The organism is Halomonas sp. M4R1S46 (genome assembly GCF_025725685.1).
Classification (GTDB): domain Bacteria; phylum Pseudomonadota; class Gammaproteobacteria; order Pseudomonadales; family Halomonadaceae; genus Halomonas.
The window spans coordinates 3,708,878-3,733,174 of sequence record NZ_CP107008.1 but is presented as its reverse complement, the minus strand read 5'-3'; the positions used below and the strand labels follow the sequence as shown (position 1 = coordinate 3,733,174).

General features: G+C 67.2%; 25 protein-coding genes. 15 read left to right on the top strand and 10 right to left on the bottom strand.

Annotated elements, in window-relative coordinates:
- Window positions 1-21: 21 nt before the first annotated feature.
- Window positions 22-426 carry a DoxX family protein gene (locus tag OCT48_RS17280; protein WP_263590372.1) on the bottom strand — a complete coding sequence of 135 codons (405 nt, stop codon included), beginning with the start codon at window positions 424-426 and terminating at the stop codon, window positions 22-24.
- Between the two features lie 107 nt (window positions 427-533).
- Between OCT48_RS17280 and OCT48_RS17275 the strand changes: the two genes are divergently transcribed.
- The gene (locus OCT48_RS17275) at window positions 534-977 is read left to right on the top strand and encodes an META domain-containing protein (protein WP_263590371.1); all 444 of its coding nucleotides are present in this window, start codon (window positions 534-536) and stop codon (window positions 975-977) included.
- Between the two features lie 84 nt (window positions 978-1,061).
- Here the strand turns inward: OCT48_RS17275 and OCT48_RS17270 are convergent, their stop codons facing one another.
- The 4 genes from OCT48_RS17270 to OCT48_RS17255 all read right to left on the bottom strand — a co-directional run bounded on the left by OCT48_RS17270 (window position 1,062) and on the right by OCT48_RS17255 (window position 7,603).
- Window positions 1,062-3,911, bottom strand: a complete 2,850-nt coding sequence (locus tag OCT48_RS17270; protein ID WP_263590370.1) for a valine--tRNA ligase — start codon at window positions 3,909-3,911, stop codon at window positions 1,062-1,064.
- 287 nt (window positions 3,912-4,198) lie between these two features.
- Window positions 4,199-4,642: a DNA polymerase III subunit chi gene (locus OCT48_RS17265; RefSeq protein ID WP_263590369.1), complete on the bottom strand. Its 444-nt coding sequence runs from the start codon at window positions 4,640-4,642 to the stop codon at window positions 4,199-4,201.
- A gap of 190 nt (window positions 4,643-4,832) precedes the next feature.
- Complete coding sequence (locus OCT48_RS17260) at window positions 4,833-5,933, bottom strand: branched-chain amino acid aminotransferase (protein ID WP_263590368.1); 1,101 nt, start codon at window positions 5,931-5,933, stop codon at window positions 4,833-4,835.
- Between the two features lie 149 nt (window positions 5,934-6,082).
- Entirely contained in the window at window positions 6,083-7,603 is a 1,521-nt protein-coding gene (locus tag OCT48_RS17255; protein ID WP_263590367.1) for a leucyl aminopeptidase, read from the bottom strand.
- A 266-nt stretch (window positions 7,604-7,869) separates the two neighbouring features.
- On the opposite strand from OCT48_RS17255, the gene lptF reads away from it, so the two are divergent.
- The 5 genes from lptF to bfr all read left to right on the top strand — a co-directional run bounded on the left by lptF (window position 7,870) and on the right by bfr (window position 11,499).
- On the top strand, window positions 7,870-8,952 hold the full coding sequence (lptF, locus tag OCT48_RS17250) for an LPS export ABC transporter permease LptF (RefSeq protein ID WP_263590366.1): 1,083 nt from the start codon (window positions 7,870-7,872) through the stop codon (window positions 8,950-8,952).
- The gene (gene lptG / locus OCT48_RS17245) at window positions 8,949-10,013 is read left to right on the top strand and encodes an LPS export ABC transporter permease LptG (protein WP_263590365.1); all 1,065 of its coding nucleotides are present in this window, start codon (window positions 8,949-8,951) and stop codon (window positions 10,011-10,013) included. The genes lptF and lptG overlap by 4 nt, the downstream gene beginning before the upstream one ends.
- Before the next feature lie 14 nt (window positions 10,014-10,027).
- A complete protein-coding gene (locus OCT48_RS17240) occupies window positions 10,028-10,513 on the top strand; it encodes an RDD family protein (protein ID WP_263590364.1) in 486 nt (161 codons plus the stop codon).
- A gap of 150 nt (window positions 10,514-10,663) precedes the next feature.
- Window positions 10,664-10,870, top strand: a complete 207-nt coding sequence (locus tag OCT48_RS17235) for a (2Fe-2S)-binding protein (RefSeq protein ID WP_263590363.1) — start codon at window positions 10,664-10,666, stop codon at window positions 10,868-10,870.
- Window positions 10,871-11,022: 152 nt separating this feature from the next.
- On the top strand, window positions 11,023-11,499 hold the full coding sequence (gene bfr, locus OCT48_RS17230; protein WP_263590362.1) for a bacterioferritin: 477 nt from the start codon (window positions 11,023-11,025) through the stop codon (window positions 11,497-11,499).
- A 63-nt stretch (window positions 11,500-11,562) separates the two neighbouring features.
- Here bfr and OCT48_RS17225 read toward each other — a convergent pair whose 3' ends face one another.
- Genes OCT48_RS17225 through OCT48_RS17215 form a run of 3 tightly spaced genes read right to left on the bottom strand, consistent with a single transcriptional unit; the run spans window position 11,563 to window position 13,406 of the window.
- On the bottom strand, window positions 11,563-11,790 hold the full coding sequence (locus tag OCT48_RS17225; RefSeq protein ID WP_183384867.1) for a DUF1653 domain-containing protein: 228 nt from the start codon (window positions 11,788-11,790) through the stop codon (window positions 11,563-11,565).
- Between the two features lie 16 nt (window positions 11,791-11,806).
- Entirely contained in the window at window positions 11,807-12,631 is an 825-nt protein-coding gene (gene tcdA / locus OCT48_RS17220; protein ID WP_263590361.1) for a tRNA cyclic N6-threonylcarbamoyladenosine(37) synthase TcdA, read from the bottom strand.
- A 16-nt stretch (window positions 12,632-12,647) separates the two neighbouring features.
- Window positions 12,648-13,406, bottom strand: a complete 759-nt coding sequence (locus tag OCT48_RS17215; protein ID WP_263590360.1) for a pseudouridine synthase — start codon at window positions 13,404-13,406, stop codon at window positions 12,648-12,650.
- A 152-nt stretch (window positions 13,407-13,558) separates the two neighbouring features.
- Between OCT48_RS17215 and aceK the strand changes: the two genes are divergently transcribed.
- Complete coding sequence (aceK, locus tag OCT48_RS17210; RefSeq protein WP_263590359.1) at window positions 13,559-15,304, top strand: bifunctional isocitrate dehydrogenase kinase/phosphatase; 1,746 nt, start codon at window positions 13,559-13,561, stop codon at window positions 15,302-15,304.
- Window positions 15,305-15,384: 80 nt separating this feature from the next.
- On the opposite strand, the gene OCT48_RS17205 is transcribed toward aceK, so the two are convergent.
- A complete protein-coding gene (locus OCT48_RS17205) occupies window positions 15,385-16,716 on the bottom strand; it encodes a glycosyltransferase (RefSeq protein WP_263590358.1) in 1,332 nt (443 codons plus the stop codon).
- Window positions 16,717-16,883: 167 nt separating this feature from the next.
- Between OCT48_RS17205 and OCT48_RS17200 the strand changes: the two genes are divergently transcribed.
- From OCT48_RS17200 to OCT48_RS17175, 6 genes are all read left to right on the top strand, one after another.
- Window positions 16,884-17,303: an STAS/SEC14 domain-containing protein gene (locus tag OCT48_RS17200; RefSeq protein ID WP_263590357.1), complete on the top strand. Its 420-nt coding sequence runs from the start codon at window positions 16,884-16,886 to the stop codon at window positions 17,301-17,303.
- A gap of 457 nt (window positions 17,304-17,760) precedes the next feature.
- Window positions 17,761-18,117 (top strand): GFA family protein, encoded by a 357-nt coding sequence (locus OCT48_RS17195; protein WP_263590356.1) that lies wholly within the window; start codon window positions 17,761-17,763, stop codon window positions 18,115-18,117.
- 122 nt (window positions 18,118-18,239) lie between these two features.
- A complete protein-coding gene (locus OCT48_RS17190) occupies window positions 18,240-18,977 on the top strand; it encodes a DUF899 domain-containing protein (protein ID WP_263590355.1) in 738 nt (245 codons plus the stop codon).
- A gap of 119 nt (window positions 18,978-19,096) precedes the next feature.
- Window positions 19,097-19,507: a VOC family protein gene (locus tag OCT48_RS17185; RefSeq protein WP_263590354.1), complete on the top strand. Its 411-nt coding sequence runs from the start codon at window positions 19,097-19,099 to the stop codon at window positions 19,505-19,507.
- 184 nt (window positions 19,508-19,691) lie between these two features.
- Window positions 19,692-20,360, top strand: coding sequence for a dihydrofolate reductase family protein (locus OCT48_RS17180; protein ID WP_263590353.1), 669 nt, complete (start codon window positions 19,692-19,694; stop codon window positions 20,358-20,360).
- A gap of 306 nt (window positions 20,361-20,666) precedes the next feature.
- Window positions 20,667-21,227, top strand: a complete 561-nt coding sequence (locus OCT48_RS17175) for a hypothetical protein (protein ID WP_263590352.1) — start codon at window positions 20,667-20,669, stop codon at window positions 21,225-21,227.
- Between the two features lie 292 nt (window positions 21,228-21,519).
- Here OCT48_RS17175 and OCT48_RS17170 read toward each other — a convergent pair whose 3' ends face one another.
- Complete coding sequence (locus OCT48_RS17170; RefSeq protein WP_263590351.1) at window positions 21,520-22,326, bottom strand: inositol monophosphatase family protein; 807 nt, start codon at window positions 22,324-22,326, stop codon at window positions 21,520-21,522.
- Between the two features lie 245 nt (window positions 22,327-22,571).
- Here OCT48_RS17170 and OCT48_RS17165 point away from each other — a divergent pair, with 245 nt between their 5' ends.
- Window positions 22,572-23,312, top strand: a complete 741-nt coding sequence (locus tag OCT48_RS17165) for an SIR2 family NAD-dependent protein deacylase (protein WP_263590350.1) — start codon at window positions 22,572-22,574, stop codon at window positions 23,310-23,312.
- A 128-nt stretch (window positions 23,313-23,440) separates the two neighbouring features.
- Window positions 23,441-24,289: a tRNA-uridine aminocarboxypropyltransferase gene (locus OCT48_RS17160; RefSeq protein WP_263590349.1), complete on the top strand. Its 849-nt coding sequence runs from the start codon at window positions 23,441-23,443 to the stop codon at window positions 24,287-24,289.
- Window positions 24,290-24,297 lie beyond the last annotated feature (8 nt).

Genomic DNA, 24,297 nt, shown 5'->3' with positions numbered 1-24,297 from the left:
TCATTAGCAGTGCAGGAGGCGTCAGTTGGGGCGCACGGCCATGCGGCCGCTGCCCAGGAAGACCAGCGCCAGGGCCGAGAGGAAGAACATGCCTTGCAGTTCCAGCTGCCAGCCGCCGTTGTCGTTGATCATGAAGACCTCGCCGGTGTGCACCAGCAGGAAGGCCACCAGCATGTTGCCGGCCATCAGCAGCCCGGCGATGCGGGTCTGCCAGCCGACGATGGCCATGATCGGCGCCAGCACCTCGCCGATCAGCACCCCATAGGCCAGGAAGGAGGGCAGGCCGTAGCCCTGGAGCATCCCGCCGATCCAGTCGATGCTGGCCGGGTCGAGCAGCTTGGCCACGCCGTGGAAGAGTATCAGGCCGCCCACGGCGAGGCGCAGGATCAGCTTGCCGAGGGCATCGTTGTGAAGAGCATTGAGCATGAGAGGCGTCCTTGTCGATGGCGATAGTCCCAGCATTGTCCGAAAGACCGGCTTGGGGCAAGCTTGGGTCGCGATGACGTCACCCACTCCCGCTCAAGGAAGATCCCATGCGCCCGTCGTTCCGCCCTCTCCTGTCGTTGACCCTGCTCGCCCTGCTGCTGGCCGGCTGTGCCGGCGGACCGGCCCCGGTGACCGACCCCGCCGACAGCCTCTCCGGCCCGGTGGTGGGGCCGCGCTGGAACCTGCTGCTGGTGGGCACCAGCGACCGGCTCGACCTGCCGACCACGCCCTGGTTCGAGGTCGCCCCGGATGGGCGAGTCAGCGGCCATGATGGCTGCAACCGCTTCACCGGCAGCGTCGAGCTGGGGCCGAACAACCGCATCGAGTTTGGCGAGCTGGCCGCGACCCGCATGGCCTGCCCGCACATGGACCAGTCCGGCCAGGTGACCGCCATGCTCGATACCGCCTATCGTTACCTGATCGACCACGACCGGCTGGTGTTCTTCGGCCCCGACCAGCGGGTTTTGGGTGGCTTCCGCCGCGACGATTGACCCGGAACCGGCGCCGATACGACAAGGGCCCGCCTGTCCAGGCGGACCCTTGTCGCTACATAGGATGTGTAGGAAACGGCTGGTTTACAGGGCGGCGATCTTGTCGCGCTGCTCCACCAGCACCTGGCGGGTGGCCGCGAAGTCCGAAAGCTTGTCGCGCTCCTTCTGCACCACCGCCTCGGGGGCCTTGGCCACGAAGCTCTCGTTGCCGAGCTTCTTCTCGATGCCGCCGATCAGCTTGTCCTGCTTGTCGATCTCCTTGGCCAGGCGGGCGAGCTCCGCGTCCTTGTCGATCAGCCCGGCCATGGGCACCAGCACTTCCATGTCGCCCACCAGTTGCGTGGCCGACAGCGGCGCCTGCTCGGGATCCTCGAGCCAGTCGATGCGCTCGAGCTTGGCCAGCCTGGACAGGAACAGCCGGTTGGCCGCGAGGCGCTCGCGGTCGGCCTCGGAACCCTTGGCCAGCAGGACCTCCAGGGGCTTGCCCGGGGCGATGTTCATCTCGGCGCGGATGTTGCGCACCGCCACGATCACGCCCTTGAGCCACTCGATGTCGCGGGTCGCGGTCTCGTCGATCCGGTCCTCGTCGGCCACCGGCCAGGGCTGGGTCATGACGGAGTCGCCTTCCACCCCGGCCAGCGGCGCCACGCGCTGCCAGATCTCCTCGGTGATGTAGGGCATCATCGGGTGGGCCAGGCGCAGCACGGCCTCGAGCACCCGTACCAGGGTGCGGCGGGTGCCGCGCTTGGCCGCCTCGGAGGCCGTCTCGTCCCACAGCACCGGCTTGGAGAGCTCCAGGTACCAGTCGCAGTACTCGTTCCACACGAAGTCGTAGAGCGCCTGGGAGGCATGGTCGAAGCGGTATTCCTCCAGGGCACGGGTGACCTGGGCCTCGGTCTGCTGCAGCTGGGAGACGATCCAGCGGTCGGCCAGCGACAGCTCGACCTCGCCGGCCTGTCCGTCGAGAGTGGCGCCGCAGTCCTGGCCCTCGGCGTTCATCAGCACGTAGCGCGAGGCGTTCCACAGCTTGTTGCAGAAGTTGCGGTAGCCGTCGAGGCGGCCCATGTCGAACTTGATGTCGCGGCCGGTGGTGGCCTGGGACAGGAAGGTGTAGCGCAGCGCGTCGGTGCCGTGGGGCTCGATGCCGTCCGGGAACTCGCCGCGGGTGGCCTTGGCGATGGCCTTGGCCTTCTGCGGCTGCATCAGGCTGCCGGTGCGCTTCTCGACGAGGCTGTCCAGGTCGATGCCGTCGATCAGGTCGATCGGGTCGAGCACGTTGCCCTTGGACTTGGACATCTTGTGGCCCTGGCCGTCGCGCACCAGGCCGTGCACGTAGACCTGCTTGAAGGGCACCTCGCCGGTGAACTTCAGGGTCAGCATGATCATCCGCGCGACCCAGAAGAAGATGATGTCGAAGCCGGTGACCAGCACGCTGGAGGGGTGGAAGGTCGCGAGTTCGGGGGTGTTCTCGGGCCAGCCCAGGGTGCCGAAGGTCCACAGCCCGGAGCTGAACCAGGTGTCGAGCACGTCCTCGTCCTGGGTCAGGGCGACGTCATCGGCCAGGCCGTGCTTGGCGCGGGCTTCCTCGGCGGTGCGCGCCACGTAGACATTGCCCTCGCCGTCGTACCAGGCCGGGATGCGATGCCCCCACCACAGCTGGCGCGAGATGCACCAGTCCTGGAGGTCGCGCATCCAGGCGAAGTACATGTTCTCGTAGTTCTTGGGCACGAACTCGATGTCGCCGTTCTCCACCGCGGCGATGGCCGGCCCCGCCAGTTCCTCGACGGCCACGAACCACTGGTCGGTGAGCAGCGGCTCGATGACGTCGCCGGAGCGGTCGCCATAGGGCAGGGTGTTGTTGACCGTCTCGACCTGCTCGAGCAGGCCGGCGGCCTCCATGTCGGCGACGATGCGCTCGCGGGCCTCGAAGCGGCCAAGGCCCGCATAGGCGGTCGGCAGGCTGGGGTCGACGTCGGCCAGCGGGCGGCCCTGGAGGTCGAAGGCCTCGGCGCGCTCGAGGACGGCGGCATCCTGGGTGAAGACGTTGATCAGCGGCAGGCCACGGCGCTTGCCGACCTCGTAGTCGTTGAAGTCGTGGGCCGGGGTGATCTTCACGCAGCCGGAGCCCTTGTCCATGTCGGCATGCTCGTCGGCGACGATGGGGATGCGGCGACCCACCAGTGGCAGCATGACGAACTGGCCGACCAGCGAGGCGTAGCGCGGGTCCTCGGGGTTGACCGCCACGGCGCTGTCGCCCAGCAGGGTCTCGGGCCGGGTGGTGGCCACCACCAGGTGCTCCTCGCCGGCGTCGGTGGTCACGCCGTCGGCCAGCGGGTAGCGGAAGTGCCAGAACTGGCCCTGCTGGTCGCGGTTCTCCACCTCCAGGTCGGAGATGGCGGTGTGCAGGGTCGGGTCCCAGTTGACCAGGCGCTTGCCGCGGTAGATCAGGTCCTCTTCATAGAGGCGCACGAAGACTTCCTGCACGGCCTGGTAGAAGCCGTCGTCCATGGTGAAGCGCTCGCGGCTCCAGTCGACGCTGGCGCCCATGCGGCGCAGCTGGCGGGTGATATGGCCGCCGGACTCGTGCTTCCACTCCCAGACCTTGTCGATGAAGGCGTCGCGGCCCAGGTCGTGGCGGGTCTTGCCTTCCTCGGCGGCCACCTTGCGCTCCACCAGCATCTGGGTGGCGATGCCGGCGTGGTCGGTGCCCACCTGCCACAGGGTGTTGCGGCCCTGCATGCGCCGCCAGCGCGTCAGGGTGTCCATGATGGTGTCCTGGAAGGCATGGCCCATGTGCAGGCTGCCGGTGACGTTGGGCGGCGGGATCATGATGGAGAACGGCTCGCCTTCGCCTGTGGGGGCGAAGCGGTTGTCGGCTTCCCAGCGCTCGTACCAGCGGGATTCGATCTGCTCGGGTTGGTAGGTCTTGTCCATGGGGCTTCCGGGTCTTCAGGAGGTGGCGACGACGCGGCACGGCGAGCCGGCTCGGCTCGGCGGTGCGGGACGCGAAAAATGGGGACGATTATAGCCTGCCGGGCCGGTCGGCGTCATGGGCGCGGGGGTGGCCACTCGATCGTGGCGAGGGGCGCCGGGGACAGGTCGTAGAGGGGGTCTTTTGCCATGGATGGCAAAAGTAGCGCCCAGGGAGGGGTTCACAGCGCCCCCTCGTAGACCTGTCGACGGATCAGCCCCGAGCGGCTGGCCCCGAGATTGCTCTGGCATCAGCCGCCGGCGCGCAGATGGTGGGGGGTGACCGGATAGCCGCGCTTCTTGTAGGTCTGCCAGCACTCGCGCTTGGCGGTGAGCACGTCCTGGTGCTGGTTGATGATCTCGGCGACGCGCTCGAAGCGCGAGAACCACTCGGGAATCGCCGGATGCAGGTTGAGCATCGCCTGGACGCCGGCGTCGCCCGGCGGCGGCTCCTGCCAGCCGAGGGTCACCGGCACCGTCTCGGCCTGGTCGCTGCCGAGCAGGGCGTGGGGCAGGTAGGCATCGGGCCGGAAGGTCCACAGCTTGTCGTCCAGCTCCCGGGCCATGGCCTCGTCCTCGGCGTGCAGGTGCAGCCGGTAGCCCTTGCCCACGATGGTCTCGGCCAGCCGGCAGGCGAAGCCGAGGCGGGCCTCCAGGGTGGTCTCGGGGAGTATATAGAAGTCGATGCGGGTCATGGGGCCTCGAAGCCAGGCTGGCCTTTAAGGGCAATCAAGACAATGAGCACGGGGAGCGCTGATTTATGTCGCGAGCGAAGAGAGGCTGGCCGCCGCCGGAGCGCAGCCACCGGAGTGTAGCCTGCTACATGAGGATGGCGAGCACCGCCGGCGGCCAGGATATCGAGCCCAGCAATAAATCAGTGTTTCCCTACACCAGGCGGGTCAGCCAACCACGCGTGTCTTCACTGCGGCCGTACTGCAGGTCGAGCAGGCGGGTGCGCAGGCGCTTGGCGATCTCGTTGTCGCCCTCGGTGGCCAGGCGAATGGTGTCGTCCTCGGTGACCAGCTCGCCCACCGGGGTGATGACCGCGGCGGTGCCGCAGGCAAAGACCTCGATGATCTCGCCGGAGGCCGCCCCCTCGCGCCACTCGTCGATGCTGATCGGGCGCTCCTCGGGTGTCAGGCCCTCGTCGCGGGCCAGGGTCAGCACCGAGTCGCGGGTCACGCCCTCGAGGATGGTGTCGGTGAGGCGCGGGGTGACGATGCGGCCGTCGCGGAACACGAAGAACAGGTTCATGCCGCCGAGCTCCTCGACCCACTTGTTCTCGGCGGCGTCGAGGAAGGCCACCTGGCTGCAGTCGTGGGCCGCGGCTTCCTTCTGGGCCGCCAGGGAGGCGGCGTAGTTGCCGCCGCACTTGGCGAAGCCGGTGCCGCCGGGCGCGGCGCGCTTGTAGTGCGAGGACAGCCAGATGGAGACCGGCTTCACGCCGCCCTGGAAGTAGGCCGCGGCCGGCGAGGCGATGACGTAGTAGTCGACCTCGTGGGACGGGCGCACGCCGAGGAAGGTCTCGCTGGCGATCATGAAGGGCCGCAGGTAGAGGCTCGACTCGTCGGCCTCGCCGGCGGGGGTGGGCACCCAGGCCTGGTCCTGGGCCAGCAGGGCGCGCAGCGAGTCGATGAAGTCCTGGTCGGACAGTTCCGGCAGCGCCAGGCGACGCGCGCTGCGACGGAAGCGCTCGGCGTTCTTCTCGGGACGGAAGGTCCACACCGAGCCGTCGGCATGGCGATAGGCCTTCACGCCCTCGAAGATCTCCTGGCCGTAGTGCAGCACGGCGGCGGCGGGGTCCAGGGTCAGCGGGCCGTAGGGCCTCACCTCGTGGCCGTGCCAGCCGGCGTCCAGGGTCCAGCGCACATGGGCCATGTGGTCGGTGAAGTAGCGACCGAAGCCGGGGTTGGCGAGGATGTCATCCCGGATCGGGGCCACCGTGGCTTGGGTCGACGGCAGCACGGAAAAGCGTTCAATGGACACGGCAAGGGGTCTCCGCAACACACGAGGCGCATCGCGGCGCCTCGGGACGATACTGGAACACCGGGCCCGTGCGGGCCCGGTGCGTTCAAGTCGGCTTGTCACATGAAAAAGTCACCGCCGCGAAAAGGCAACACCTGCCGGCGGCGAAATCAGTCGTCGCCGGCCTCGACCCGGCTGTCGGCCTCCCGGTCCAGCAGGTACTGGGTGAGCAGGCTGACCGGCCGGCCGGTGGCCCCCTTCTGCTTGCCGGACTGCCAGGCGGTGCCGGCGATGTCCAGGTGTGCCCAGGGGAACTGGTCGGCGAAGCGCGAGAGGAAGCAGCCGGCGGTGATGGTGCCCGCCGGGCGGCCACCGATGTTGGCCAGGTCGGCGAAGTTGGACTCCAGCTGCTCCTGGTACTCGTCCCACAGCGGCAGGTGCCAGGCGCGGTCCCAGGCGGTCTCGCCGGCATCGAGCAGGTCCAGCGCCAGGTCGTCGTCGTTGGACAGCAGGCCGGTGGCGTGGTGGCCCAGGGCGATGATCGCCGCCCCGGTCAGGGTGGCGATGTCGACCACGCTGGCGGGCTCGAAGCGCTCGGCGTAGGTCAGGGCGTCGCACAGCACCAGGCGACCCTCGGCGTCGGTGTTGAGCACTTCCACCGACAGGCCCTTGAGGGTCTTGATGATGTCGCCGGGCTTGGTGGCGCGGCCGTCGGGCATGTTCTCGGCGCTGGCGACGATGGCCACCAGGTTGAGCTTCGGCTTGAGGGCGAGCACCGAGGTGACGGCGCCGAACACGCTGGCCGCCCCGCACATGTCGTACTTCATCTCGTCCATGGCCTCGCCGGGCTTGAGCGAGATGCCGCCGGAGTCGAAGGTGATGCCCTTGCCGACCAGCACGTGGGGCGCCTCCTCGGGATCCTCGGCGCCCTGGTAGGTCATGACGATCAGACGCGAGGGTTCCTCGCTACCACGGCCCACGGAAAGCAGCGAGTGGGCGCCGAGTTCCTCCAGGGCCGCCTCGTCGAGGATCTCGGCGCTCAGGGTGCCGCCGGAGTCGGCGGCCATCTGCTCGGCGCGAGCCGCCAGGTAGCGCGGTGTGCAGACGTTGCCGGGCAGGTTGCCCAGGGTGCGGGCCGCGTTGATGCCCTGGCCGATGCCGTCGCCGACCCGGGCGCCCTCGCGGGCCGCCTCGGCGTTGCCGCCCTCGCTGACCAGCAGGGTCACGCGGTCGAGTCTCGGCACCGGGCCGGGCTCGGACTTGAACTCGGTGAAGCGATAGACGGCACGGTGGGCCGCCTCGGCCACCATGCGGGCCTTCCAGTCGCAGGCGCGGTCGGGAACCGGGACGTCGGTGAAGGCCACGGCGGCATCATCCGCCGGCAGCGCCGCCAGGGCGGTGAAGGCGGCGTCCACGGCCTTGCGGAAGGCACCCTCCTGACACTTGTCCCGCGTGCCCAGGCCGACCAGCAGCAGGCGGTCGGCGTTCAGTCCGGGCGCGAAGGGAATCATCTGGACGTTGCCCAGCCTGGCGTTGAAGTCGTCGCGCTCGATCAGCTGGCCGATCAGCCGCTCGCTGGCGTCGTCGAGCTTGGCGGCGGCGGGCAGCAGATCGCCATCCTTGAACACCGGTACCACGAGGCAGGCCGTCTCGATCTTGGCGGGATTGGCCGTCTGAACTGGGAATTCCATGGTGTCTCCACAAGACAAGCGGTGGGGGATTCTGGATAATGCCGGCACGTTGCCGAGTCGTCCCAGTGTACCCCAGGAGCCAGCCGGACTTCACACCGAACTAGCGTGACGGCGGGGCGGCCCTTACGTCCGCGCCTCCACTCGAACGATCGACGCACGCGTCGCGACGGCCTGCGGCGACGATCGGTGACGTCCGACAGGCCCCGGGCGACGCCTCATTGCATGGAAGATGGCCGGGCCGGAGGGCCCCGGGCCGGGAGACAACGTTGATCATATTCCGCTACCTGACCCGCGAGATCCTGCAGACCATGGCCGCCGTGGCCGGGGTACTGCTGCTGGTGATCATGGGCAGTCGCTTCATCCGCTACTTCTCGACCGCGGCCGAGGGCGAGATCCCGGTCGACATCCTCGGCACCCTGATGCTCTACCACCTGCCGGGGTTCCTGGAGCTGATCCTGCCGCTGGCCTTCTTCCTGGGCCTCCTGCTGGCCTACGGCCAGCTCTACCTCAACAGCGAGATCACCGTGCTGGTCGCCTGCGGCACCAGCCCCAACCGGCTGCTGCAGGTGAGCCTGGTGCCCGCCACCCTCGTCGCCCTGCTGGTGGGGGTGTGCAGCCTGTGGCTGACCCCGGCCGGCGCCCTGCACAATGAGGTGCTGCTCGAGGAGCAGCGCAGCCAGCTCGACTTCACGGCCCTGTCTCCCGGGCGCTTCCAGGACTTCGGCGGCGGGCGTACCGCCTACACCGAGGCGCTGACCGACGACCAGAGCCGCATGCGGGAAGTCTTCATCAGCGAGCGCCAGCGACGCAGCGACGGCACTCCCCAGACCGTGGTGACCCGCGCCGGCGAAGGCTACCAGACCGTCGACGAGGACACCGGCAGCCGCTTCCTGGTGCTGGCCGACGGCGAGCGCTACAGCGTCGACCCGGGGCGGGCCCAGGCCGAGCGGCTGGCGTTCGGCACCTATGCCGTGCGCCTGTCGCGGGCCGCCCAGAATCCCGAGCTCGACTCGCCCGAGTATGCCACCACGGCGGCACTGCTCGCCGACGGCGACCCACCCGCCCAGGCCCAGCTGCAGTGGCGACTGGGCCTGCCGCTGATGGTCTTCATCCTGACCCTGCTGGCCATGCCGCTGTCGCGGGTCAACCCCCGCCAGGGACGCTTCGCCAAGCTGCTGCCGGCGATCTTCCTCTACGTGGCCTACCTGAGCCTGCTGCTGGCGGCGCTGGATGCCATCGCCCGGGGCGGCTGGCCCGTGGCGCTGGGCATGTGGCCGATCCATGCCGTCTTCCTGATCATCGGCCTGGGGATGACCCTGCAGGCCCAGCGCAAGGGGATGAGCGGATGATCGCCGACCGTCTCGACCGCTATATCGCACGCAATGTCCTGGGGGCCATCATCGTGGTCCAGGCGGTGCTGCTGGGCCTGGACCTGGTGATCACCTACATCAATGACCTGGGCGACGTGGAGGGCGACTACGGAGCCCTGCAGGTGCTGCTCTACCTGGTCTTCCGGCTGCCCTGGCGCTTCTACCAGTACGCCCCGGTGGGAGTGCTGATCGGCGCCCTGATCGGGCTCGGCAGCATGGCCTCGAGCAACGAGCTCACCGTGATGCGGGCCGCCGGGCGCTCGCTCACGCGGATCCTCTGGGGGGTGATGAAGCCGATCATCCTGGTGATCGCCGTGGTGCTGTTCGTCGCCGAGTTCGTCAGCCCGCGCACCGAGCAGTTCGCCAGCGCCTGGCGGCTGGAGAAGATGCAGGGCGAGGGGGCCGTGCTGACCGAGCGGGGCGGCTGGCAGCGCGAGGGCGACGATTTCTACCGGTTCGGTGCCATCCGCGCGGACCAGGTGGTGCTCGACCTGACCCGCTACCGCTTCGAGGGGCATGAGCTGCGCGAGGCCCTGAGCGCCCGGCGCGCGGTGTGGCGCGACGGCGGCTGGGTGCTCGAGGACGTGGCCGTGACGCGCTTCGAGGAGGGCCGCACCGAGGCGACCCACCAGGCGACCCGGCCCTGGAAGACCCAACTGACCCCGGCCGCGCTCGACCGCCTGCTGCGCGACGTGGAAACCCAGGCGCCCAGCGAACTGTGGGCCTATGCCCGCTACCTGCACGCCCAGGGCCAGCAGACCACCCAGCCGCTGCTGTACTTCTGGCAGAAGATGCTGATGCCGCTGACCATGGCCTCGCTGGTGCTGGTCGCCGCCTCCTTCGTGTTCGGGCCGCTGCGCAGCGTGGCCGCCGGGACCCGGGTGTTCTACGGCGTGATCACGGGCCTGGTCTTCAAGTACCTGCAGGACCTGCTGGGGCCGGCCTCCACGGTGTTCGGCTTCTCTCCCGCCTGGGCCGTGCTGGTGCCCACCCTGATCTGTGCCGGGCTGGGGCTCTACCTGCTCCGCCGCACCGGCTGACCCGGAGAGCCTCCATGCAGCGACGCTTCGATCACCTCGACGATGTCTGGCCCGCCGGCCTGGGGCGCCGCCTCGGCGCCATGCTCTATGATGGCCTGCTGGTGCTGGCCCTGTGGATCGTCATCACCGCCGGCCAGGTGGCGGTGACCCGGCTGGTGATCGGCCTGCCGCCGGAGCAGGTGGGGCTGGGCGCCGCCCAGGTGCTGTCGCTGCGCCTGCTGATGGCGTTATCGGCCTATGCCTTCTTCGCCTACTTCTGGATCCGTGGCGGCATGACGCTGGGCATGCAGGCCTGGCGACTGCGAGTCCAGACCCCCGATGGCCGGTCCATCACCCTGCTGCAGAGCCTGCAGCGCTTCCTCGTCGGGGCGCTGTCCTTCCTGCCCCTGGGGCTCGGCCACCTGTGGGTGCTGTTCGATGCCGAGAAGCGCAGCTGGTCGGACCTCGTCTCGGGAACGCGGGTGGTGGTGCTGCCCAAGGCCACGAAGCGGAAGCCCTGATGGGCGGCCGCCCTCGGCACCCATGGCTGCCTTCGCTGGCGACCTATATCGGCGCCTGCTGATCGAGATGAGAATTTTTCTCAGTCTATGGTTGCGATAGCCCTTGCGAATCATTTACATTCACTCTCATGAACAGCGTGAGGTGATGTCATGTACGTGTGTCTGTGCAAGGGAGTGACCGACAAGGAGATCCGTCGCAGCGTCGAGGACGGCGCGCGCAGCTGGCGGGACGTCCAGCGCGAGACGGGGTGCGGCACCCAGTGCGGCAAGTGCGGCTGCATGGGCAAGGGCATCGCCCGCGAGGCCATCAAGGAAGAGATGAGCATGGCCAACGAGGGCCTCGCCTACGCCGTGTGATGGCAATCGCTATCGTTTTGGTTGGCGTTATCAACACCTTGATTTTATTGCATTTTTCCTGAAATCGCCTAGACTGCCTCGAGGATATGGCGGCGCGCCCCTGCGCGTGCCAAGCTGAAGAGCGACCCTGACGAGTGCAATGAGGTGAAGTCATGAAAGGCGACAAGAAGGTCATCGAGTACCTAAATACCGCTCTTGGCAACGAACTGGTAGCCATCAACCAGTACTACCTGCACGCCAAGATGTTTCAGGACTGGGGCCTGGCGGCGCTGGGCAAGTTCGAGTACGAAGAGTCCATCGACGAGATGAAGCACGCCGACAAGCTGATCGAGCGGATCCTCTTCCTCGAGGGCGTCCCCAACCTGCAGGACTACGGCAAGCTGCTGATCGGCGAGGACACCCGCGAGATGCTCGAGTGTGACCTCAAGCTGGAGCAGAAGGGACGCGACGACTATATCGAGGCGATCGCCTACTGCGAATCGGTGCAGGACTACGTTACCCGCGATCTGTTCAAGTGCATCCTCGACGACGAGGAAGAGCACATCGACAAGCTCGAGACCGAACTCGGGCTGATCGGCAAGGTCGGCCTCGAGAACTATCTGCAGAAGCAGATGCACGCGGCGGAGTGACCCCCGCCGGTCGGCATCGCTTCCCTCACGAGGCGCCCCCGGGGCGCCTTCGTCGTGTGGCCCTCAGGAAAAGGCCTTCTCCAGGGCGAAGCGCGGCAGCGGTTCGCCCTGCACCTCGACGGTCTCCATGAACATCGACAGCGGTCGGACCCAGAGGCCGTAGTCGCCGTACAGGGCGCGGTAGGCCACCAGCGGCTCCTCGGTCTCGCTGTGGTGGGCCACGCCGATCACTTCGTAGAGCGGTCCCTTGTAGTGGCGGTAGATGCCGGGGACGGGATACTGCGCTTCCATCTGCGGACTCCTCGGGTCAGGGGGCGGCGGCGTCACGGGCCAGGCGGGCCAGGGTGCGCGAGGCGGCGACGAAGCCGAAGCTGCCGGTGACGAAGGTGGCGGCGCCGAAGCCCGAGGCGCAGTCGAGACGGGTGGCCTCGCCGGTGCCGGGCTTCTGCAGGCAGACCTCGCCGTCGGCGCCGGGGTAGACCAGCTGCTCGTCGGAATACACGCACTCCACCGAGAAGCGGCGCCTGGGGTTGCGGGAGAACCCATGGTCCCGGCGCAGGCGGGCGCGCACCTTGGCCAGCAGCGGGTCGTGCTCGGTGCGGGTGAGGTCGGCCACGCGGATGCGGGTGGGGTCGGTCTGGCCCCCGGCGGCGCCGGTGACGGTGATCGGCAGCTTGCGCCGCTTGCACCAGGCGATCAGCGCCGCCTTGGCCACCACGCTGTCGATGGCGTCGACCAGGTGGTCGGCGTCCTCGGGCAGGCGGTCGGCGAGATTGGTCGGGGTCACGAAGGCGCTGTCCGCCACCACCTCGATGCCCGGCTGGATGGCCCGGCAGCGTTCGGCCAGCACCTCCACCTTGGGACGGCCGATGGTGCCGTCCAGGGCATGCAGCTGACGGTTGACGTTGGAGACGCAGACATCGTCCAGGTCGATCAGGGTCAGCCGGCCGATTCCGGACCGTGCCAGGGCCTCCACGGCCCAGCTGCCCACGCCGCCCACGCCCACGACCACCACATGGGCGCGGCGGAAGCGCGCCAGGGCGCGGGCACCGTACAGGCGGCGGATGCCGCCGAAGCGCAGCTCGTGGTCGTCGGTGGCGTGGGGGGACGGGTGCAGCAGGGTATCGGTCATGGGCATCGGTGGCGTGTCAGGCGAGGGCGGGTGTGGCGTCCGGCCGCTGGTTCGCGGGCAGGTGGCCCGCCCAGCCGAAGCGCTGGAAGAGGGCGGTCATCGGGGCGTCCAGGGCGCAGCCCAGCGCCAGGCGGCGGCCGTCCGCGGGATGGTCGAAGGTCAGGCCCACGGCCGCGAGCAGCAGCCGGGCACAGTCCAGGTGCTCGGCGAAGAAGCGGTTGTGGTTGCCCTTGCCGTGCTTGGCGTCGCCGATGATCGGGTAGCCGCGGCGGGACAGGTGGCGACGGATCTGGTGGCGCCGACCGGTCAGGGGGCGGGCCTCCATCAGCGAGTAGCGGGCCCGGGGATAGCGGTCGACCTGCACCGGCAGCTCGACGCTGTCCAGCCGCCGCACCTCGGTGACCGCCTCCATGGCCGGCATCTCGGCCTTGGGCCGCCGGCCGTCCTCCTCGCGCAGCGCATAGTCGAGGCGGGCGGCGTCGGGGCCCACGCCGCGCACCACCGCCAGGTAGCGCTTCTCCACCCGGCGTTGCTCGAACGTCTCGGCCAGGCGCGTGGCCGTCTCCGGCGAGAGGGCGAAGATCATCAGCCCCGAGGTGGGGCGGTCGAGGCGGTGCACGGGGTAGACGCGCCGGCCGAGCTGGTCGCGCAGGGCCTGCAGCAGGACATGGCGCTCCCCGCGAGCCAGGGCGGTGCGATGCACCAGCAGGCCGGCCGGCTTGTGCACGGCGACCAGGTGCTCGTCGTGGTAGAGGATGGGCAGCGGTTCCGTCATGGCGCGCTCGAACGGCAGGTGACAACGAGGGCGCCATTGTCGCCGTCCCGGGGCCCGATGTCATCACGGATCTCGGCGGGGCCCACCATGGTCGGCTCGCACAGGCGGGGAAAATACGCGAAGCTGGAAGGCGCCGCTACATGGAGGTCGCCATGAGACACTCGCCCGCCTATCGCCTCGCCGCCACCATCCTGCATGGCTTCGACGAGTACCGGTCGCGATTCAAGGAGATCACCGCCGATGCCAGCCGCCGCTTCCGGGATGCGGCCTGGCGCGAGGCCCAGCTGGCCTCGGCGGAGCGGATCGATCTGTATGACGATAAGGTCCAGATCACCCTGGCGAGGCTCCGGCGGACCTTCGAGGAGGACCAGCTGGTGGACTTCGAGTCCTGGCGGGAGGCCCGTCGCCACTATGCCGACCTGATCAGCCAGCGGCTCGACTACGAGCTGGCCGAGACCTACTTCAACTCGATGTTCTGCTCGCTGTTCCATCATCGCCACATCCGCAACGACTGGATGTTCGTCTATCGCTCCCGAGCGTATGCCGCCCACCACTCCGGCCTCCAGCTGTGTCGGCGCCAGGCGGTGGGCGATGACTGGGAGCAGGCGCTGCGCTGGGCCCTGGCCGAGGCGCCCTTCGAGACGCCCTTCGAGGACCTGGAGCGAGACGCCGCCCTGGGCGGCGATTTCCTGCGTCGCCAGCTGCCCCCGGCGATCCTCGACGATCCCCAGGCCGAGATCGAGTTGATCAAGAGCGTCTTCTACCGCAACAAGGGCGCCTACCTGGTCGGCCGCATTCGCGGCGGCGGCGGGCAGGTGCCGCTGGTGCTGCCGGTGCTCCACGAGGCGGGCGACGGGCTCCACCTGGACACCGTGATCATCGAGCCCGACGAGGTCTCGATCATCTTCTCCTTCACCCGGGCCTACTTCCAGGTCAAGGTCGTGGTGCCCAGCGAGTTCGTCCACTACCTCCAGGAGGTGATGCCCGACAAGCCTCAGGGCGAGCTGTATGCCGCCATCGGTTTCTACAAGCAAGGCAAGACCGAGTTCTTCCGCGCCCTCAATGTCCAGGTGGCCAAGCGCGAGGACCAGTTCCTGATCGCCCCCGGGGTGCGCGGCATGGTCATGGCGGTGTTCGTGCTGCCGTCCTTCCGCACGGTGTTCAAGATCATCAAGGATCGCTTCGACCCCACCAAGGAGATGAGCCACGAGAACGTCCGCGAGAAGTACCGGCTGGTCAAGCGTCACGACCGGGTGGGGCGCATGGCCGATACCCAGGAGTTCTCGAACTTCATCGCCCGCCAGGACCACTTCGACCCGGAATGCCTGGCGCACCTGCTCGAGGTGGCACCCTCCACGGTCTACCTGCGCGGGGACAAGGTGATCATCGAGCACTGCTACACCGAGCGCATGATGACCCCCCTCAACCTCTACCTGCAGGACTGCGACGAGGCCGAGACGCGGGCGGTGCTCAAGGACTACGGCAATGCCATCAAGCAGCTCGCCGCGGCCAACATCTTCCCCGGCGACATGCTGCTGAAGAACTTCGGGGTGACCCGTCATGGCCGGGTGGTCTTCTACGACTACGACGAGATCTGCTATCTCACCGAGTGCAACTTCCGCCACATACCCGAGCCCCTGTACCCGGAGCAGGAGCTGGCCGACGAGCCCTGGTACTCGGTGGGGCCCAATGATGTTTTCCCCGAGGAATTCGGGCCCTTCCTGTTCGCCGACGTGCGCCTGCGCAAGCTGTTCTACACGCTGCACCCGGAGCTGTTCGACGCCGACTACTGGAAGGGGCTGCAGCAGGCCATCCGTGACGGTCGCGTCATCGACGTCTATCCGTACCGCAACAAGCAGCGCTTCAACGCCGACGCCGACAACGGCCTGGTCTACTAGCCCGAATAGGGCACCAAGTTGCTCGCGCCCTCACCCGCGGCTATCCCTCGCAGTGCCCATTCGGGCTGCGGGAGCCCCGTTTACCGGGCGACAACACACCCCCAATACACCCACGCCAGCTCTGCCGCCAGGGTATCCTCATGCCAGCGGGCGGCGTGGATGGGGCCGCGGCGGGCGAGTTCGGCCTTGAGCGCCGGCTCGCTCAGCACGCGGTTGACCTTGTCGGCGAAGTCGTCGTGGCGCTCCTCGGCGATCAGGCAGCCGGCGCCGTCCTCCAGCATGTCGCGAGTGCCCATTACCGCGGTGGAGACCACCGGGGTGCCCAGAGCCAGGGCTTCCAGCAGCACCAGCCCCTGGGTCTCCGTGCGTGACGCGAACACGAACACATCGGCGGCGCGGTAGGCCGCCTGCAGGGGGCCGTCGCGGTCGAGGTAGCCGAGAAAGATCACCGCCTCGCCAAGCCCCGCCTGCTGGGCCTGGCGGGCCAGCGCCGCCTGGGCCGGCCCTTCGCCGGTGATGATCAGCCGGGTGGCGGGGTGCTGGGCCAGCACCCGGGGTAGCATCTCGATCAGAAAGCCGATGTTCTTCTCGTTGGCCGCTCGGCCCACGAAGAGCAGCAGCCTGGCCTCCGATGGCAGGCCGTAGCAGTGGCGGAAATCGCTCGCTTCATGGGGATGGGTAAAGGTCTCCAGCGCCAGGCCGGTGGGGATGATCGCCATGGGCGTGGTGACGCCGTAGCGCTCCAGCGCCTCGCGCATGGCTCGGGAGGGCGCCACCAGGGCATCGAGCTGGTGGCACTGGCGCACCGAGAGGCGGCGGGCGGCGAAGCGCAGCCAGCGACGCGGCAGCCAGCGCACATAGTGGTGCAGGTACTCCTCGAAGAGGGTGTGGTAGGTGGCCACCACCGGAATGCCCAGCCGACGCCCCAGGGCGATGCCGGCGTAGTGGGCCACGAAGGGGGTGTGCACATGGATCAGGTCGAAGGCCTCCGCGGCGAGCTGCGGCGTCAAGGCCATCAGCTCGCGGTAGTGCATCATGCGATCCTCGGGATCGCCTGGCACGCCCCGCGAAGGGATGCGCAGCACCTCCGGCGCGTCGGTCTGCCCCAACGGGTAATCGGGGCAGATCAGGGTCACCGAGTGGCCCTGGTGCTCCAGGCCGCGGCGAAAGCTGGCGATGGAGGTGGAGACCCCGTTGATGCGTGGAAAGAACACATCCGAGACGATCAGGATTCTCAGAGGCCGAAGGCCTGCCTCGGAGGACGGCGTGCTCGTCAGCAGGGCGGTAGCGGCCAGTACCTGCCGGGATACCCGCTCGGCCTGGCCCTGCTGGGGCAGCGCATTGCTGCGAGCCCGCCGGGGCAGCGGCTCTACTTCCGCTGTGCTGAGCGGTTCGCGCGCGCGTCGGGGCATGCTAGGCGACCCTCTTGTGATATTCGGCCTTATGCTTGCGCGCGTTAGTGACGTTTTCGTGACCTCCCCCTGCAGCGCCCTGTGGGCACCGGCTTGGCTGTCATGGCGCGCTATGCTGAAAGCGACCGAGGCGCTTTGCTGCTCTCTCAACCCCAAGGAGAATGCCCATGTTGGATCTCATCTCCCATCCGGCGGGTCATGTCGTGGCGATGAACGCGGGCGGTGTCGTGACGGCCAGGGAACTGCAGCGCGCCATCGATGCCATCGAGGCCGCCAAGCGGGCCCATCCCAGGGTCAGCCTGGTGGTCGAGATCGACGGCCTTCGCTGGCTGACCCTGACCGCCTTGCTGAAGGATATCGGCTACGGTCTGACCCAGCTCGGCGATCTCGAGCACTACCACCGGGCCGCCGTGGTCACCGACCAGGAGTGGGTCAAGCATCTCACCCACCTGGAAGAGCGGCTGTTCAAGGCCGTGGAGGTCCGCACCTTTCCCAAGCGCGATCACGCCGCGGCCATGGCCTGGGCCGGTGAATTACCCAAGGGGGAGCACGAGGACCCCGAAGATGATGGCTACCACGGGGCCTGACCTTGCCGTGCCAGCTCGCCAACCAGGACGCCAGCCGTGGCTGGCGTCTTGCCGCTCAGCCGACACCGACTGTCTATCGAAGTCATCAAGCTCTAGCCGATGGCGAGACAAAGTCTATTGAACTAGGGTGGGTGGTATTGCCGTCAGCAAGCCGGCACGAAAGCGCAGGGTGTAGGGGTATAGGGAAGAGGGCATCAGTGACGCCTTGACCCATGACCGACCTCAGGACAATGCAGCAGTCATGTTCATCTGAGTCATGCAGTCGGCACGGCTATCGGTGAAATCCCGCCTGGCTATATACCTTATCTCATTGCATTTCATCGGGTTGGGGTGTGAGTGACGTGCGGTATGTCCCGAATGAATATGACGGTGCATTCGAGTCAATCAACGAACGTGCAGTCTAATGTCTGTTAGTCGATGGAGCTTACGCCTAGGCAGCTGAGGAGGAGGTGAAATAATGAAACTTACGCATTGCGATGGTAGCTGTCAGTGTGGAGCCGTAGCCTATGAAGTCGATGTAGACCTGGAGAACACCTTCACCTGCAACTGTTCTCGTTGCCAACGCATGGGCTTTGTATTGGCATTTACCTCGGTGGAAAATTTTCGGTTAATTTCTGGGGAAAAGACACTCACCGAGTACCTCTTTAACAAAAAGGCGATCCGTCACCTTTTCTGCAACATCTGCGGTGTTGAGAGTTTTGCCTATGGCGAGATGCCTGATGGGTCTCCAACGGTTGCCATAAACGTCAACTGCTTGTCTGGAGTAGATCCCAGAGCGCTGGATAGTCAGCATGTCGATGGTAAGAGCTTCTAGGCTTGGAGCACCGCCTAACAAGGCCAATCACAATCACCCATGCAAACAACGCGTGGGCTGGACCTCGACGTCGCTCGGCCTGTGTTGGCGGCGTTGGGCTCGAGAAGGTAGAGGGGAACGCTATGACAGAATCGCCAACTCCGCAAATCGTTACACGTGACCAGTGGGAGCGGGCTCGTGCTGAGCTGCTGGTCCGCGAGAAAGCGCACACGCGCGCTGGCGACCAACTGGCTGCGGCTCGGCGACGCCTGCCGATGACGCGGATGGAGCCGCTGACGGTGGTGGGTGCGGACGGTCCGGTCGCTCTGCACGAGGTGTTTGAAGGCCGGCGCATGTTGATCGTGTACCACTTCATGTGGAAGAGGAAGGGCTTGCCCCACCAGCAGTGCGAGGGCTGCACCCACACTCAGGCAGCGATGAACTCCGCCGTCTGCGCCTATCTGGCCGAGCGTGACGTGACCTACGCCGTCTTCAGCAGCGGTCCGTGGGACGAGATCGCCGCCTACCGAGACTTCATGGGCTGGACGACGCCGTGGTACTCGACCGCCGGTTCAGCGGAGGTGCTGGCGACCCGAGACGGTGGCGACGTGCGCTGCTACCTGCGGGGCGACGGCGATCAGGTGTTCCAGACGTATGAAACGACGTTGCGAGGGATCGAGGCCATGATGCCCACGCTGCAGTTGCTCGATCTCACGCCCTTCGGCCGGCAGGAGACCTGGGAGGACTCGCCCGACGGCTGGCCGCAGCAGGACCAGGCCGGATCGTGGTGGCGGCGTGACGGCCGGCCAGTTGCTCAGTGGACGCGTACCGACGTGCCGGTCGAAATAGAAACCAGTTGCTGCACTGGAAAGAGGCAATGACGCCGGACAATCAGATCATGTCGTCCGCAACGGGCGCGGGCAGGGACGGCTTCCAGTTCGTACCAGCCGCCCCATGGCATGGGCGTTAGGCATCATCACCTTCATGAAGGCTACCGGTTATGAGTGTTGAACTTGACCATGCGATCGTTCCGGTTCGGGATAGAAGGGCTGCGGCTGAGTTGCTCGCCTACCTTCTGGACGTTCCTTGGGCCGAGTCGGGGAATGGCCCCTTTTCTCCTGTTTACGTGAACGACGGACTGACCCTGGATTTCGACGAAGCACACGGCGCTTTCCCTGTGCAACACTATTGTTTTCGTGTGGGCGAGGAGGCGTTCGATGGGATCCTGGCCAGAATCAGGGCCAAGGGAATCGAGTACAGAAGTACCCCGCATGGTCCGGTAGATATGGAGATCAATACGCAGCATGGGGGCCGAATCGTGTATTGGAACGAACCTGACGACCATGTATGGGAAGTCTTGACGGTCAGCTATGCCCGGCAACCGCAGCAAGGCATACAAAGTGGTGCCTAACCAGGGCGCTGCATTCCGACGCTTGACCGCTTCCTTCCTTCGCTGCCGCTCCGGTCGGTCGCCGCCGAGCGCGGCTGAGCGCCGTCGTCGGGCGTCATTCACACCCAGAGCGCACCGGGCTGTCGATTACACGGTGTCTCGTTCGACTACTGGGTACTAGAAGGCAAACCAGAGGGATGACCTCATGCGAAGAGTGATTGTCGGCGCCATGGTGTCACTGGATGGCGTCATGCAGGCGCCTGGCGGGCCGCGAGAAGACCCGACCGGCGGATTCAGCTATGGCGGCTGGGTCGCGCCGCTGGCGGACGAGGTGTTCGGCGAAGAGATCGGCAGGATGTTCAGTCAGCGGTTCGACCTGCTGCTCGGGCGGAAGACGTACGAGATTTTCGCCGCGCACTGGCCGTATGCCGAGGAGGGACCCGATGATTCCATCGCCAGAACCTTCAATTCGATCAATAAGTACGTTGCGACCCGCAAGGGCCTGAATCTGACCTGGAAGGGTTCGGTGGCCCTCAGTGACGCGGCGGCCGATGTCGCGAGGCTGAAGCAGGAAGACGGACCAGCACTAGTCACTCAAGGCAGCACCGACCTGATTCGGACGCTGTTTGCGAGCGATCTCGTCGACGAGATCGATCTGTTCATATTCCCCGTCGTGCTCGGGAGAGGCAAGAAACTGTTCCATGATGACGGAAAGCCAGCGGGGTTAAAACTCGTCGCCAGTCGAGTGTCGCCCAACGGTATTGTGATCGCCCGGTATGTGCGTGACGGCGCGGTGAGAACCGGTGACTTCGCCATGGATCCCCCCACGCCGGCGGAAGTCGCACGGCGTGAGAAGCTGCAGCGAGAGGGTTAGCCCGAATATTGCACCAAGTTGCTCGCGCCGGAGTGCCGGACCACCTCGCTTGCCCCTTGATTCCACCGGTCTTTCTCCCTCACTCGACCGTACACCCCGGGACGGCACTCGATCGGGATAAAGCCTGTGAAACCAATTGGCTACGCGATCATCACGGCACCTGATGCAACATTCTGGCTAGCAGTCCGGGGCGAAAAGCCGATGGCAGTCGCCTTGGATGGGACTCATGGCCAGGGCGGCGCATACTAAGCCGCTACGCGGTTTGCCTGCCGCTGAGCGTCCACGTTTGGCATCAAGGGAGGCGCATTGACCATGATCGCATGCCTTGGCTGGGGCTCCCTCGTTTGGGATCCGAGAGAACTCGCCATTCAGCGTCAGTGGTTCGAAGATGGTCCACTCATTCACGTTGAATTCGCGCGGCAGTCTCGAGATGGACGAATCACTCTCGTCTTGACAGAGAGTGCAGGCTCGGTTCGTTCTTTATGGGCGCTCATGGATTCCACCCACCTGGCCTCCGCGAAGTCAGAGCTTCGCAAGCGAGAGGGAGTCCCGGAAAAGAACGAAGCAAAGCATATTGGCTCGTGGTCAGTCGGTCAGCCTGCTCCCGCATTGATCCCTGGTCTCGCCGAGTGGGCTTCATCTCACGGGATGGCTCACGTCATTTGGACGAACCTGCCCCCAACGTTCAACGGGGAAGAAAGAGTGCCTTCTTCTGACCAAGTGGTTCAGTATCTCGCCGGGCTCGTCGGCGCACAACGCGAAGTGGCCGAGCGTTATGTGCGTTTCACGCCAAGGCAGATTGACACCACCTATCGTCGTCGCATCGAAGCGACGCTTCAGTGGACGGCAATCGATGCAAGGCAGTAGTTGCACAGTGCTGCCGAACGAGTCGCTCCAGCGGGCCGGCCAAAAGCGGCGCTGTTGTCCGTCCGCTGAGCTTCAGCCTTTTCCCCGGAGGCCGATGTTGGGCCGTGGTCACTCATCTTCCTCGCCCCCTTCCTCGGCCCCCTCCCGCCAGGTCTCGGTCAGGCGATGGCCAAGCCGCAGCGTGTGCCAGAGGGCGTCAGCATCCTTGATGGATGGTGGGGCTACCTCGGCCTGAGGGGGCCTTCGCCGGGACGCTGGATCGCGTCCATCTGGGGGCAGGGACAGGGGCCACTCAACCGGTGGCCCTCAGGAGGTCGAGCAGATCGCCGTGTCGCTCGGGGTGGGCCACCAGCAGGCTGGCCCACTCGATGGGTGCCGGGTCGCCGGCAAGATCGGTGACCGTGCAGCCCGCCTCCCGGGCGATGACGATGCCAGCGGCGATGTCCCACAGGTCCACCTTGGCCCCCTGGGACCAGAAGGCATCGAAGCGGCCGAGGCCGGCATAGGCGACTTCGAGTGCCGCCGAGCCGGGGACTCGAATGCCCGCCACCCGGGGCATCAGGGTGGTGAGCTGGGCCAGGCTGGTCGGGCAGTCGCCCTTGGCGTGGTAGGGCAGGCAGGTGGCGAGCAGCATCTCGTGCAGGGCCCGCGCGGGCGGCGTCGTGATGCGCTGCGCGCCACGGTAGGCGCCCTGACCGCGCACCGCCCACAGCATCTCGTCCAGCAGCGGCTGATAGACCACGCCATGGGTGAGGGCGTCCCCCTCGGCCACGGCGATGGAGACCGAAAAGTGGGGTACCCGGTGCAGGAAGTTGTTGGTGCCGTCCAGCGGATCGATGATCACCGTGGTATCACCGGCCTGGGCCGGCGTGGCGCCGCTCTCCTCGCCGAGGAAGCCCACCTCGGGGTGGGCCCGACGCACGGTGTCGATGATGATACGCTCCGCCGCCCGGTCGTAGTGGGTCACGAAGTCGGAGGCGCCCTTGCTCTCGAAGTCGATGGCACCGGCGGCGTGGTAGCCCTCGCGCAGCAGCTCGCCGGCCACCCGGGCGGCGTGCTTGAGGGTCTCGATCAGGGTCGGCTGGGTCGGGTCGTTCATGCGCCCTCCTGGAGGTGTTGCCGGTAGCCCGGCTCTCGATGACGGATGGCAGGACGGTAGCGGTGAAAGGTGACGGCGGGACGTCAAGCGCATGTCGCTCGAGTGATGGAGCGGCAGGCCGGGCGCTGCGCTTTCTGGTCGCACTGGGGCCCGGAGTGGTAGTTTCAGGCAGTGGCAAGTCCTGGAAAGAGGGTAGCCGGTTCTGGAAAGTGAGTCGCTGGCGCCCGAGTGGCGAGAGGTGGTGAATGGTGGAGCAGCGTGCGCCGCATCTGGTGGTGCTTACCGGAGCGGGTATCAGCGCCGAGAGCGGCATCCAGACCTTCCGCGCCGCGGACGGCCTCTGGGCCGACCATCCCATCGAGGAGGTCGCCACCGCCGAGGCCTGGGACCGCGACCCCGAGCGCGTGCTGCGCTTCTATGACGCCCGCCGCGACCAGGTGCGCCGCGCCCGGCCCAACGCCGCCCACAAGGCCCTGGCGCAACTCGAGAGCCGCGGCTTCCGGGTCAGCGTGATCACCCAGAACATCGACGACCTCCACGAGCGGGCCGGCTCCCGCCGGGTGCTCCACCTGCACGGCGAGATCCTCATGGCCCGCTCCTCGGTGGACCCGCGCATGCGCTATCCGCTGCGCCGGGGCGGCATTCGCCTGGGGGATGTCTGCGACAAGGGCAGCCAGCTGCGCCCCGACGTGGTGTGGTTCGGTGAGGCGGTGCCACACTTCGCCGATGCCTGCGCGCTCGTCGCCGAGGCCGACCTGCTGCTGGTGGTGGGCACCTCGCTGGCCGTGATGCCGGCCGCCTCGCTGCTCCACCAGGCGCCCCTGGAGGCGCCCTGCGTGCTGGTCGACCCCGAGGCGGCGGCCCTGGCGCCACCGGGCGTGACGCGGATCAGCCGGCCCGCCGGCGAGGGGGTGCCACCGCTGGTGCGCCACTGGCAGCGCGAGGGACGGCTGTGGGTGCCGGAGACGCTGCTCGAGGCGCGCTGAGGCGCCGGTAGCCGCCCCGCAGGGCGTCGACATCCGGCGCGACCCGTGCCACCGCGAGCGGCCCTCGCCGGGGCGATCCGGGTCGGGCATGCTAGAATGCCCGACCCAGTCAGCGATGCTCCTAGATCATGAGTGATACCCGTGACCCGGCGGCCCCGCCCGCCGGCACCGACAGTGCCCACGTCCCCCCGGAGACCGTCGCGGAGTGCGACCCGGCCAGGGGGCTTTCCCGTGACCCCGCCAGCGGGCTCTCCCATGATCCCGCCACCGGTCATCCACGGCCACCGCGGCGGGAGTTCAAGGCCCGCGGCAGCTTCGTGACGCGCTGCGAGGGCTGCAACCTGCCGGCCCTCAACTGCCTGTGTCCCTATCGGGTCCAGGCCGGGAGCCGTGCCAGGGTGTGGCTGCTGACCCACCCCCTGGAGCATCACAAGCCCACCAATACCGGCCGGCTGATCCGCGACGTCCTCCCCGAGACCGAGGTCTTCACCTGGTACCGTACGGCCCCGGATGCGCGGCTGCTGGCACTGCTCGACGATGCCCGCTATGCCCCCTTCGTGATCTTCCCCGACGACCACGAGGACTATGCCCACCGGGTGGTGGGCATGGATCGCGTCATGGCCGAGGTGCACGCGGACAAGGTGCCGGTCTTTATCATCCTCGACGGCACCTGGCGCCAGGCGCGGCGGATCTTCCGCAAGAGCCCCTACCTGGCGTCGCTGCCGGTGTTGCCGCTGGCCACCGAGCGGCTGACCCGCTACCGCCTGCGCAAGCCGGCCTCCGCCGCCCACCTGTGCACCGTCGAGGTCGCCGTGGAGCTGCTCAGGCAGGCCGGCGACGCCGAGGCGGCGGGCATCCTCGACGACTACTTCGACGCCTTCAACGACAGCTACGCGGCCAGTCGCCGCCACGAGAAGCTCGAACAACCGACACCCGCCATGCGACGGCTGCAGGCAAGGGGCGCCTCAGCCGACTGAGGGCGGCC